Annotated in this window: 11 protein-coding genes; 5 read left to right on the top strand and 6 right to left on the bottom strand. The window is 61.2% G+C overall.

What is annotated here, in order from left to right; translation table 11 throughout:
- Positions 1 to 179: 179 nt before the first annotated feature.
- Positions 180 to 3,026: an RNA polymerase-associated protein RapA gene (gene rapA, locus AC1RAC_RS26925; RefSeq protein WP_034125960.1), complete on the bottom strand. Its 2,847-nt coding sequence runs from the start codon at positions 3,024 to 3,026 to the stop codon at positions 180 to 182.
- 219 nt (positions 3,027 to 3,245) lie between these two features.
- On the opposite strand from rapA, the gene AC1RAC_RS26920 reads away from it, so the two are divergent.
- Entirely contained in the window at positions 3,246 to 3,587 is a 342-nt protein-coding gene (locus AC1RAC_RS26920) for a hypothetical protein (protein ID WP_014717286.1), read from the top strand.
- Here the strand turns inward: AC1RAC_RS26920 and AC1RAC_RS26915 are convergent.
- The 3 genes from AC1RAC_RS26915 to AC1RAC_RS26905 form a co-directional block, all read right to left on the bottom strand.
- Positions 3,584 to 4,765: an aminotransferase class V-fold PLP-dependent enzyme gene (locus tag AC1RAC_RS26915; protein ID WP_492617131.1), complete on the bottom strand. Its 1,182-nt coding sequence runs from the start codon at positions 4,763 to 4,765 to the stop codon at positions 3,584 to 3,586. The genes AC1RAC_RS26920 and AC1RAC_RS26915 overlap by 4 nt on opposite strands.
- Positions 4,762 to 5,232: a RidA family protein gene (locus tag AC1RAC_RS26910; protein ID WP_054917922.1), complete on the bottom strand. Its 471-nt coding sequence runs from the start codon at positions 5,230 to 5,232 to the stop codon at positions 4,762 to 4,764. Before AC1RAC_RS26910 ends, AC1RAC_RS26915 begins: the two co-directional genes overlap by 4 nt.
- A 91-nt stretch (positions 5,233 to 5,323) precedes the next feature.
- Entirely contained in the window at positions 5,324 to 6,196 is an 873-nt protein-coding gene (locus AC1RAC_RS26905; RefSeq protein ID WP_054917924.1) for a LysR substrate-binding domain-containing protein, read from the bottom strand.
- A 133-nt stretch (positions 6,197 to 6,329) separates the two neighbouring features.
- Here AC1RAC_RS26905 and AC1RAC_RS26900 point away from each other — a divergent pair, with 133 nt between their 5' ends.
- Positions 6,330 to 6,491: a hypothetical protein gene (locus AC1RAC_RS26900; RefSeq protein WP_005785860.1), complete on the top strand. Its 162-nt coding sequence runs from the start codon at positions 6,330 to 6,332 to the stop codon at positions 6,489 to 6,491.
- Positions 6,492 to 6,634: 143 nt separating this feature from the next.
- Positions 6,635 to 6,751 carry a cytochrome c oxidase subunit CcoM gene (gene ccoM, locus AC1RAC_RS26895; RefSeq protein ID WP_019817835.1) on the top strand — a complete coding sequence of 39 codons (117 nt, stop codon included), beginning with the start codon at positions 6,635 to 6,637 and terminating at the stop codon, positions 6,749 to 6,751.
- Positions 6,752 to 6,980: 229 nt separating this feature from the next.
- On the opposite strand, the gene AC1RAC_RS26890 is transcribed toward ccoM, so the two are convergent.
- Positions 6,981 to 8,456, bottom strand: coding sequence for an inorganic phosphate transporter (locus tag AC1RAC_RS26890; protein WP_003189291.1), 1,476 nt, complete (start codon positions 8,454 to 8,456; stop codon positions 6,981 to 6,983).
- Between the two features lie 315 nt (positions 8,457 to 8,771).
- The gene (locus AC1RAC_RS26885) at positions 8,772 to 8,972 is read right to left on the bottom strand and encodes a hypothetical protein (protein ID WP_003189295.1); all 201 of its coding nucleotides are present in this window, start codon (positions 8,970 to 8,972) and stop codon (positions 8,772 to 8,774) included.
- Positions 8,973 to 9,533: 561 nt separating this feature from the next.
- Here AC1RAC_RS26885 and pcaR point away from each other — a divergent pair.
- Together pcaR and pcaK are read left to right on the top strand one after the other, a co-directional pair.
- A complete protein-coding gene (gene pcaR / locus AC1RAC_RS26880) occupies positions 9,534 to 10,376 on the top strand; it encodes a pca regulon transcriptional regulator PcaR (RefSeq protein ID WP_003189296.1) in 843 nt (280 codons plus the stop codon).
- Positions 10,377 to 10,521: 145 nt separating this feature from the next.
- Positions 10,522 to 11,862 carry a 4-hydroxybenzoate transporter PcaK gene (gene pcaK, locus AC1RAC_RS26875; RefSeq protein ID WP_054917929.1) on the top strand — a complete coding sequence of 447 codons (1,341 nt, stop codon included), beginning with the start codon at positions 10,522 to 10,524 and terminating at the stop codon, positions 11,860 to 11,862.
- Positions 11,863 to 11,952 lie beyond the last annotated feature (90 nt).

Raw genomic sequence — 11,952 nt, 5'->3', positions numbered from 1 at the left:
GTGGTTTAACGGGGCGCCTGAGATCAAGATCACAAGCAGATCAAGATCAAGAGCGGCTCGCTTCGCATCGTGGTTACTGTCGATCGCTTCAGAGTTGTGGAGATATCTATGCCGCGATGAGGCCGGCAAGGCTAATAAAAAGGCCCGCATTGCGCGGGCCTTTTACGTTCAGCGGATTATCAACCCGCCACCAACACCCGAATCGCTTCCAGTCGCAGTGCCGCTTTATCAAGCATGGCCAGGCCTTGCTCGCGCTGGTTGCGCAAGGCAACCAGCTCGCTGTCACGTACGGTCGGGTTGACCGCTTGCAGCGCGGTCAGGCGCGCCAGCTCTTCGTCGGTGTCTGCCGCCAGGCGACGCTTGGCTTCGGCTACACGCTCGGCGTGACGCGGGGCGATCTTCTCTTCACCGGCGTTGATGCGCGGTGTGAGTTGGTCGCGCTGCGCCTGTACGAATTTGTTCGCGCTGGCCCGTGGCACGCTTTCCAGCTGGTCATTCAAGGTTACGAACGACACGCGGCCCGACAGGTCATTACCGTTGGCATCCAGCAGGCAGCGCAAGGCGGCCGGTGGCAGGTAGCGACCCAGTTGCAGGGAGCGCGGGGCGACCACTTCGCTGACATACAGCAGTTCAAGCAATACGGTGCCTGGCTTGAGCGCCTTGTTCTTGATCAGTGCCACGGCGGTGTTGCCCATGGAACCGGACAGCACCAGGTCCATGCCGCCTTGCACCATCGGGTGCTCCCAGGTGATGAACTGCATGTCTTCGCGCGACAGCGCCTGGTTACGGTCGTAGGTGATGGTTACACCCTCGTCGTCGCCCAGGGGGAAGCTGGCGTCGAGCATTTTTTCGCTGGGCTTGAGGATCAGCGCGTTTTCCGAATGGTCTTCGCTGTCGATGCCGAATGCGTCGAACAGGGTTTCCATATAGATCGGCAGGGCGAACTGGTCGTCTTGTTCGAGGATGTCCTCGACCAGTGCATCGCCTTCGCCAGCGCCGCCTGAATTGAGTTCGAGCAAGCGGTCGCGACCGGTGTGCAGCTCCTGCTCCAGGCGCTCGCGCTCGGCACGGGCTTCGTCGATCAGGGCTTGCCACTCGCCGTCGTCGGCGGCTTCCAGCAAGGGCAGCAGGCGTGGGCCGAACTGATGCTGCAAGGCGTTGCCGGTCGGGCAGGTGTTGAGGAAGGCATTGAGCGCCTCGTGGTACCACTGGAACAGGCGCTCTTGCGGGCTGGTTTCCAGGTAGGGCACGTGCAGTTCGATCACGTGTTTCTGGCCGATCCGGTCCAGGCGCCCGATGCGCTGTTCCAGCAGGTCGGGGTGGGACGGCAGGTCGAACAGCACCAGGTGATGGGAGAACTGGAAGTTGCGGCCTTCACTGCCGATTTCCGAGCAGATCAGCACCTGGGCACCGAACTCTTCATCGGCAAAATAGGCAGCGGCGCGGTCACGCTCCAGAATATTCATGCCTTCGTGGAACACCGTGGCCGGGATGCCGGAGCGCACACGCAGGGCGTCTTCCAGGTCCATGGCGGTTTCGGCGTGGGCGCAGATCACCAGGACCTTGGTGCGCTTGAGCATTTTCAACTGGTCGATCAGCCACTCGACCCGAGGGTCGAAACGCCACCAGCGGTTCTCTTCCTCGATGTCCGGTTGCGCCTGGAAGCTGACTTCCGGGTACAGCTCGGCGTGTTCGCCCAGGGGCAGTTCGAGGTATTCGTCCGGGTTCGGTAGCGGGTAGGCGTGCAGCTTGCGCTCGGGGAAGCCTTGCACCGCAGCACGGGTGTTGCGAAACAGCACGCGGCCGGTGCCGTGGCGGTCCAGCAGTTCACGCACCAGGCGTGCGCTGGCCTCGGTGTCGCCATCGTTGACGGCGGTGAGCAGGGCTTCACCTTCGTCACCGAGGAAGCCTTGAATGGTCTTGTGCGCGGTCGGCGACAGGCGGCCCTTGTCCAGCAGCTCCTGCACGGCTTCGGCCACCGGGCGATAGTTTTCGCTCTCGGCGCGGAAGGCTTGCAGGTCGTGGAAGCGGTTCGGGTCCAGCAGGCGCAGGCGCGCAAAATGGCTGTCCTGGCCCAGTTGTTCTGGAGTGGCGGTCAGCAGCAGCACGCCAGGAATCACTTCGGCCAGTTGTTCGACCAGCGAGTATTCGGCGCTGGCCTTGTCTTCGTGCCACACCAGGTGGTGGGCTTCGTCGACTACCAGCAAGTCCCAGCCGGCGGCGAACAGCGCGTCCTGGGCCTTCTCGTCGTCCACCAGCCATTCGAGCGCAACGAGTGCAAGCTGGGTGTCTTCGAACGGGTTGGTGGCATCGCTTTCGATAAAGCGCTCTTCATCGAACAGCGCAACCTGCAGGTTGAAGCGGCGGCGCATTTCCACCAGCCATTGGTGCTGCAGGTTTTCCGGGACCAGGATCAGTACGCGGTTGGCACGGCCCGAGAGCAGTTGGCGATGGATCACCAGGCCTGCTTCGATGGTCTTGCCCAAACCCACTTCGTCCGCCAGCAACACGCGTGGCGCGATACGGTCAGCGACTTCGCGGGCGATGTGCAGTTGGTGGGCAATCGGTTGGGCGCGTACGCCACCCAGGCCCCACAGCGAGGACTGCAACTGGCGGCTGGTGTGTTCCAGGGTGTGGTAGCGCAGCGAGAACCACGCCAGCGGGTCGATCTGCCCGGCGAACAGGCGATCACTGGCCAGGCGGAACTGGATGAAGTTGGACAGTTGGGTTTCTGGCAGGGTGACCTGCTCGTTCTGCCCATTGAGGCCGTGGTAGACCAGCAGGCCATCGACGTCGTCGACTTCCTGTACGGTCATTTTCCAGCCTTCGAAATGGGTGATGGTGTCACCCGGCGAAAACCTCACGCGAGTGAGGGGCGCATTCCGTAGCGCATACTGGCGAGTGTCGCCAGTGGCCGGATAGAGCACGGTCAACAAGCGGCCGTCCTGTGCCAGAACGGTGCCTAACCCCAGCTCTGCTTCGCTGTCACTAATCCAGCGTTGCCCCGGTTGATACTGCTGCGCCATGCTGCCTGACTCCCGCCGTGAAAAAGCCGACTATGTTAACGGAACACGGCCCGGCGCCCAAGAACTCTGACAAAAACTACGCTGTTTGTACGGGCAGGCGGAAATTGAATCGACGGGTGGCGGGCACTTGAGAGTGTCGACTGAGTCACAGCTTGGCACGCGGGTGCTCAAGTCGCCCTGCCACCCGCCGACAGCCTGTTGATCAGGAGAATAATTATCATGCTGCCACCCATGCTGCCCGTCAGTGTTGTGCCGGTCACGTCGCAACTCGACCCGGCACGCCAGAAACCGGATATTCCGCCGGTGGTGCCCGTTCAACCGGGCTCCAACGAGAGCACGATCGACCTGAAAAAAGGCGATGCCGAGCAATCGACCTTTCTGCTGCGCGAAGAGCAGCGTCGCCAGCAGGAGCAGCAGAAACGCCGGCGCGAAGCCGACGACGACGCGGAGCAGCATTTGCCGATTCCCGGCGACTTGCTCAACGCTGACAACACCGTGCCCGTGGCGCCGCTGATCGAAGACGCGCCGCGCCAGGGCCTGTGGGTGGATATCGAGGTCTAACCGTTCAGTTCGCGCAGGGCCTTCACCAGCAGCTCAATATCGTCATCGGTGTTGAGCGGGCTGACGGAGATGCGCGCAATGCTGTTCAACCCACGTGCTTGCATATCCAGCGGGGTGTAGGCCACGCCATTGGCGCCGATGTTGATGCGCTTGCAGGCCAGGCGTTGCTTGAGTTCAAAGCTGTCCCAGCCGGCCAGGTTGAACGCGATCAAGCCTGAATGCGTTCTGCCTAAGTCATGCAAGGTAATTCCCGGTATCTGACGCAGTGCTTCGCGGATTCGCGCGCTGGTCTTCGAGACCCTTTGCCATACTTGCTCAATCCCCAGTTGATTGATCTCGTGCAACGCATTGCCCAGGCCGGCCAGCAGGGCGAAAGAGACTTCGCTGGTTTCAAAGCGCCGGGCGTCGTTGCGCAGGTCGAAGCCTTCGGCGGTCCAGGGCGCTGAAAACACGTCGCGTTGGGCCGGGTTCAGATGCGGCAGAAAACCCGGCCTGATATACAGCAGCGCGGTACCGCGAGGCCCGCGCAGGTGTTTGCGGCCGGCGGACTTGAGCACATCGCACTGCAACGCTTGCACATCCACCGGCACCTGGCCGACGGCTTGGCCCGCGTCGATGAAGTAGGGAATGGTATGCCGCTTGGCCACATCGCCGATGGCCTGGGCCGGGTTGATCAAGCCACCGTTGGCCGGCAGCCAGGTGAGGTCGATCAGCTTCACCTTGGCATCCAGCATCGCCTCCAACGCCACCGGGCAGGCCGCGCCGCTGGCATCGCACGGGATGACCTCCACCCGCGCCCCGGCTTGAACGGCCAGTTCCATGCTCGCCAGGTTACCGCCCCATTCGTGGCGCCCCACTAGAATACGATCGCCCGGCTGCCATGGCCCCAGCGCCTGGAAGGCCATGCTCCAGGCCGTCGAGCCACTGCTGGCGAAGGCAATCGATGAGGCGGGCGCATTGAGCAGTTGCCCGGCGGCTCGGCGGGCCTTTTCCACTAAGACGGCACCCTGTTCTCCGGCCTCCATCGGGCCGTCGCGGGCTTCGCGTTGCAGCTGTTCGATGATGGCGTCGAGCGTCGCCTGGCTGGGCAAGGATGCCCCTGCGTGGTTGAAGTGCACGATGCCGGACTGGCAACCGGGCGTGGCTTCTCGCAAGTGCTGGACTTGCAGCGGGGTCATGGCTGCAGCTCGAAAATGGCGTCCACTTCCACGGCGACACCAGCCGGCAGACTGCAAACCCCTACGGCGGTGCGCACGTGTCGGCCCTTGTCGCCGAGGGCGTTGACCAGCAGGTTCGAAGCGCCATTGGCGACCAGGCTTTGGCGCTGGAAGTCGGCGCTGCTGGCAATGAACACGCCCAGGCGCAGGGTGCGCACCACCCGCGACAGGTCATCGCCCAACGCGTCGCTCAATTGCCCCAGCAGGCCCAGCGCCGCCAATTCCGCCGCTCGGGCGCCATCTTCATCGCTGAGAGAATCGCCCAGCCGGCCAATGTAGGCGGGTTTGCCATCGGTCATGGGAATTTGTCCCGAGATGAACAGCTGGTGTTGGCTGATCACATGATTGACGTAGTTGGCAGCGGGTTGGCTGGGCGTGGGCAGTGTCAGGCCGAGGGCGTGTACGCGCTGGCGGATGGAATCGGTCATGGTGAAATCCTCTGGTGTCAGAAGGTTCCAGCATGTTGGCGGTGGCGAGGGGCGACAAACGGATAGATCTCAACCGACGTATCGAAAAACCTCACGCGTCGGCACACGCCTGCTTCAACCACTGGCTGAAGCATTCAGCCGCCTCACTGAGCGGGCGCTGAGGTGCGATCAGCCAATAGCCTATATCGCTGTGATAGGGCGGCCAGTCAAAGGCCTCTACCAGGCTGCCGTCCTGGAGCCTGCGTTCGATCAGGCGATGGCGGCCCATGGCGATCCCCTGGCCGGCCACGGTCGCTTCGACCACGATGTTGTAGTCATGCAGCATCACGCGGGGGTGGTGTTCAAGGTTGACCTGGTAATGGGCCGACCAATCGGTCCACTCGAAAGGGCGGTGGGAGGTCGCCATCAACAGCGCGCCACTAGCGATCTGCCTGGCTTTGAACCCAGGGCTGCATACCGGTGACAGGGTTTCGGCCATCAGGCGTGTGGCGCGCACGTCGGGCCAGTCGCCCTTGCCGTAGCGGATGGCCAGGTCAACCTCTGCCGTGGCGACGTTGGCCAGTTGAATGGCGGGCAGCAACTCCACCTGGATATGCGGGTAGCACCGTAGAAACTCGGCCAGGCGCGGCGCCAGCCATAACGTGGCAAAGGATGCCAGCAAGCCGATACGCAACACACTGGCGCTGGGCGCACCCCGTTGGTTGCGCGTCGCAGCGGCGATGGCGTCCAGGGCTGGGCGGATTTGCGCGTAGTAATCTTGCCCGGCCAACGTCAGGTCAATCGCACGGGTTCGCCGGATAAACAACGGTTTGCCCAGGTGGTGTTCGAGCTTATGTACCTGGTGGCTCAGCGCGCTTTGGGTCACCGACAACTCGTTGGCCGCCTTGATAAAACTCAAGTGCCGCGCCACGGCCTCGAAGGCGCGCAGGGCCAGCAGCGGTGGAAGGTCGTTGTGCAAGGCCACCTGGATGCGCCTCCTGGGCAGGGTAGAAAGTGCCGATTTTGGTCGATGGCCTGCATTTTGTCGCCCGCTTAATTGCCGTCGGGCGGGGCAGGCCGCATTATTGAGGCATTCCCGCCACGACGTAAGCCAAGCCATGAGTGATGACGACAAGCTGATCGACCTGAACGCCGAACGTGCCAAGCGCGTGCACGACCTCAATGACAAACGCTTGAATGAAGTGCGCCAAGCCTTTGAACAAGCCATGCCCTTGGGCAAGCCCAAGAAAAAGTCCAAGAACAAGCCGAAAAAGCGTTGAAACGCCCTGCATCCATTGATGCAGGTCAGTTATTCCCCTTCTTTACGCCCCGTTGTGGGCGACATTGATCCTGGTCAATTTCCCACTGCGCCTTCTCCATTAACTTAGCCCTATCGCAACAGGGCAAGTGCAGGAGGCCGGTCATGTTTTTCGATAATGTGGTTTTCGCCGGAGTGCTGACTGTTAGCCTCATGGTGCTGTTTTTTGTAGGGTTTGGATTTTTTATCTGGAAAGACGCGAACAAGCGTAAAAAACCTTAAGTCTTTCCGGGTTACATGAGCACGCAAGGCATTTTGGGCGACTTCGGTCGCCCTTTTTTTTGGCTCGTTCCCACGCTCCGCGTGGGAATGCATCCTGTGACGCTACGCGTCACCCGTGCGCGAGTGGGACGCGGAGCGTCCGTGGCGGCATTCCCCGCAGAGCGTGGGAACGAGCATAAAAAAAGGTGCGACCCTCGCGGGTCGCACCTTTTTTATTGCCGGCTGGCTATCAGTTGCCCAAAGCCTTGGACGCCAACCAGAACAACCCGGCCGAAAGGCCTACGGTCGCTGGCAAGGTCAATACCCAGGCCATCAGGATGGTCTTGACGGTGCCACCTTGCAGGCCGCTTTTGTTGGCAACCATGGTGCCCGCCACGCCAGAAGACAGGACGTGGGTGGTGGACACTGGCAGGGCGAAGATATTGGCAAAGCCGATCATGGTGGCCGTGGTGATTTGCGCCGACATGCCCTGGGCATAGGTCATGCCTTGCTTGCCGATCTTCTCACCGATGGTCAGTACCACGCGCTTCCAGCCCACCATGGTGCCCAGGCCCAGGGCCAGTGCGACCGCGAGAATCACCCAGAACGGAGCGTACTCGGTGGTGGCGGTCAGGTCTTTGCGCAGCTTGTCGAGGTCTGACTTCTCACGGGAGTCGAGGCCTGGCAGCTTGCCGACCTTTTTCGCGGTGTCATCCAGGCAAAGCAGGTAGCGACGCACTTCGATGCGGTGGTCGGCCGTCAGCGAGTGGTAGTCCGAGACGCCCTTGAGGGTGCCCAGCAGCGCGTTGATCGTCGGTTCGGTCTGCTGCGGGTTGCAGCGGAACTTGCCCGGCAGGTCATCCTTCACGCTTTTGCCCAGGGCCAGGAACTCACCGAGGGTCTCGTGGTTGCGCTGGTAGAACTGGTTCAGGTGCAGGGTGGCGTCGCGGGTACGTTCGATCTGGTAAGTGGTGCTGCCCAGGTCCAATACGAACTGCGCCGGCACGATACCGATCAGTACCAGCATGATCAGGCCGATGCCTTTCTGGCCATCGTTGGAGCCGTGCACGAAGCTTACAGCCATGGCCGAAATCACCAGGACCAGGCGGTTCCAGAACGGCGGGTGCTTCTTGTCGTCGAGCTTGCGGCGCTGGTCCGGGGTCTTGTGCATCTTAGACAGCGGGCGCCACCACTTCAGGCCGATCAGCACCAGGGCGGCGACCAGGAAGCCCGCCATCGGCGAGAACACCAGGGAGGCGCCGATATCCACGGCCTTCTGCCAGTTCACACCGTCAGCCAGGGGGATGTCGTTGATCAATGCATTGGCCAGGCCGACACCGAGGATCGAGCCGATCAGGGTGTGGGAGCTGGAGGCGGGGATACCGAAGTACCAGGTGCCCAGGTTCCAGGTGATCGCCGCCGCCAACAACGAGAAGACCATTGCCAAGCCGTGGCCGGTGTTCACATTGATCAGTAACTCCACCGGCAGCAAGTGCACGATGGCGTAGGCGACACCGACACCACCGAGCAATACCCCGAGGAAATTGAACACCCCGGAGAAGAACACGGCCAGGTGTGGCGGCATGGCTTTGGTATAGATGACTGTGGCCACCGCGTTAGCGGTGTCATGAAAGCCATTGATGAACTCGAAGGCGAGGACAAAGGCCAGGGCGAGCAACAGGCTCACGAGAACCCAAGCATCCAGTCCGCTGAATAAATCGATCATGAAGGTTTTCTGACCCGGTCGTAAGGGGGCGCGATTATGCCAGAAAACATCAGTAATCGATGCATTAGCTGCTCATCGGTAACAATCTTCCTGGAAAAAAAACCGGCAAGACACACGTATCCCAGGGTTTTCGGGGCTTTGGCAAGTCTTTGATTTATAAAGCGCGGGCCGCGGAAGGCGGGCTTTTGTCATGAAAATGCCATGCCTGAAACATTTGTATGAAATTTCGTGGGTGGCTGTAGGTTACTGACCAGCGGCCGCTGAACCAGTGGTTGACCGGCAGCGACTGCAAGGCGCTGAACTCGACCGAAGTGCTCAGGGCTCCTCGGTCTTGAGTTCCTGCTCGATTTTTTGGATTTCCTGGGCAAATGCCTGATCCAGCAGGCTGGCTCGTTTGCGCCATGGTTTGCGTTCCGGCTCAGGTTGCGCGGCGTAGGTGGTGACTTCCCCGCCGTAGACGTCCTTGTAACGTTGCTCCTGGCGCTCAAGTTCCGCGCGCAGTTCATCTTTCGTCACAGTATTACCTAATTGAGTTGAGTTATTGATTGCGCAGTGTCATGCCTGAAAGTCGTGCTCGGGGCGATTCCAAATAGAACAGTAGAACCGTTCAAGTTGGTATACGGGCCTGAGGGCCGTTCTTTTAAGCGAGTACTTGTGGCCGGCGTTGCCTGCAGCCTGCAATGCCTGGTGAGCTCCCCTCCCGATAGTGATACCGGGCTGACCTCTGCACAGGTTGCATTATAGCGGCGCATTTGAAGAACACTATCATCATGAAGTTAAAAAGCGTCAACGGCGTGCTTGGGTTTTGTTACATATCGCCGACGTATTTGTGAACAGCGTCATCTTCATATCTGTATTCATACTGATAGAAGGGTAAATGCCTACACTTTTCGGCGACATCAGCTAAATCTCGAACGTTATCTGCGGGATCTGCACCCATGCCGGCCAAATTGCGATAATCGCATGGTTGTCCGATAATCGCCCAATGTTACCGGCGTTGACTTGTGCAGGGCGGCCGGCACGGCTTGTAATAGCCGCCAACCCTCCCGTGGTGATAACAAGAGAAGGCCCGTTGAAATGAACGATCAATTGCGCAACTCCTTTGCATCAGTGGCGCCGCCGATCGTGGCTTCACCGGCTAAGCGCATCCAGGCATTCACCGGTGATCCGGATTTCATGACGTCCCTGGCCCGTGGCCTGGCCGTGGTGCAGGCGTTCCAGGAGCGCAAGCGTCACCTGACCATCGCCCAGATCAGCCACCGCACCGAAATTCCCCGCGCCGCCGTGCGCCGTTGCCTGCACACCTTGATCAAGCTCGGCTACGCCACCACGGATGGGCGCACTTACTCGCTGTTGCCCAAGGTGCTGACCCTCGGTCACGCCTATCTGTCGTCCACACCGCTGGCCGTTTCGGCACAGCCTTATCTGGACCGCATGAGCGAGCAGCTCCATGAAGCCTGCAACATGGCTACCCTGGAAGGCGATGACATCCTCTATATCGCTCGTTCCGCTACCACCCAGCGCCTGATCTCGGTTGACCTGTCGGTGGGCGGGCGCCTGCCTGCGTATTGCACGTCCATGGGTCGCATTCTGCTGGCCGCCCTCGACGATGCCTCGCTGCAGGACTATCTCGACCATGCCGACCTGCAAACCAAGACCAGCCGCACACTGACAACACCGCAAGCGTTATTCGAATGCCTGCAACAGGTGCGTCAGCAGGGCTGGTGCATTGTCGACCAGGAACTGGAGCAGGGCCTGCGCTCCATCGCGGTGCCGGTGTATGACGCGTCCGGCCAGGTATTGGCCGCGCTGAATGTCAGCACCCACGCCGGTCGGGTCAGCCGCAGTGAGTTGGAGCAGCGCTTTCTACCGAGCATGCTCAGCGCCAGCCGTGAGCTGAGTGCGCAGCTGTTTGCCTAAGCTGTTCGGTGACCGCACAGATCCCGGCTGGCTCGATTGACGGTGTTTCCCTTGGCTTATTAATGTGCGGCAGCGCTCTGAGGAACTGCCCAATAAGAATGACGGCCCCAGGTCGTCAGCCCGCCATCGGTGTGGAATAAAAATAATGAATCAGCCTTCTGTCGGTACCACCCTGGACGTACAGTCCTTTATCAACACCCAGCCACTTTCGCGCTATCAGTGGCGCGTGGTGATCCTGTGTTTCCTGATTGTCTTTCTCGACGGCCTCGATACAGCCGCCATGGGCTTTATCGCGCCGGCACTGTCCCAGGACTGGGGCATCGACCGCGCCAGCCTCGGCCCGGTGATGAGCGCCGCGTTGATCGGCATGGTGTTTGGCGCACTCGGTTCCGGCCCGCTGGCCGACCGCTTTGGCCGCAAAGTCGTGCTGGTCGGCGCGGTGTTGGTGTTTGGTGCGTTCAGTCTGGCGTCGGCCTACAGCACCAATGTCGACCAATTGCTGGTGCTGCGCTTTCTCACCGGCCTGGGCCTGGGCGCCGGCATGCCGAATGCCACCACCTTGTTGTCTGAATACACACCCGAGCGGCATAAATCCTTGTTGGTGACCAGCATGTTCTGTGGCTTCAACCTCGGCATGGCCGGTGGTGGGTTTATTTCGGCCAAGCTGATTCCCGCGTTCGGCTGGCACAGCCTGTTGCTGATAGGCGGCATCCTGCCGTTGATCCTGGCGGTGGTGCTGTTGGTGTGGCTACCGGAATCTGCCCGCTACCTGGTGGTACGCAATCGAGGCACCGACAAGGTACGCAAGACCCTTGCCCCCATCGAGCCAAACATCGTTGCCCAGGCCACTCAGTTCAGCGTACCGGAGCAAAAAACCGTCAAGGCCCGCAATGTGTTCGCGGTGATCTTCTCGGGCACCTACAGCGCTGGCACCTTGCTGTTGTGGCTCACGTACTTCATGGGCCTGGTGATTGTTTACCTGCTGACCAGTTGGCTCCCCACCTTGATGCGTGACAGCGGCGCGAGCATGGAGCAGGCCGCGTTTATCGGCGCGCTGTTCCAGTTTGGTGGGGTATTGAGCGCGGTGGGCGTGGGCTGGGCGATGGACCGGTTCAACCCGCACAAAGTGATCGGCACGTTCTATCTGCTGGCCGGGGTGTTTGCCTACGCGGTAGGGCAGAGCCTGGGCAACATCACGCTGTTGGCCACTCTGGTGCTGGTCGCCGGGATGTGCGTCAACGGTGCGCAATCGGCAATGCCGTCCCTGGCGGCGCGTTTCTACCCCACCCAAGGCCGTGCCACCGGGGTGTCGTGGATGCTCGGCATCGGCCGCTTCGGCGCGATTCTGGGGGCGTGGATGGGCGCTACCTTGCTGGGCCTGGGCTGGAACTTCGAGCAGGTGCTTACGGCACTGGTGATTCCGGCGGCATTGGCCACGGCAGCGGTGGTGATCAAGGGTATGGTCAGCCATGCCGATGCCACCTGAAACCGATCACTACCCCTGTGGGGGGGGGGGGGGGGGGGGGGGGGGGGGGGGGGGGGGGGGGGGGGGGGGGGGGAGGGGGGGGGGGAGGGG

Source organism: Pseudomonas sp. GW823-FHT02F05 (assembly GCF_058797315.1).
The sequence above is the reverse complement of the archived record's forward strand: the minus strand, read 5'-3'. Positions and strand labels throughout refer to the sequence as shown.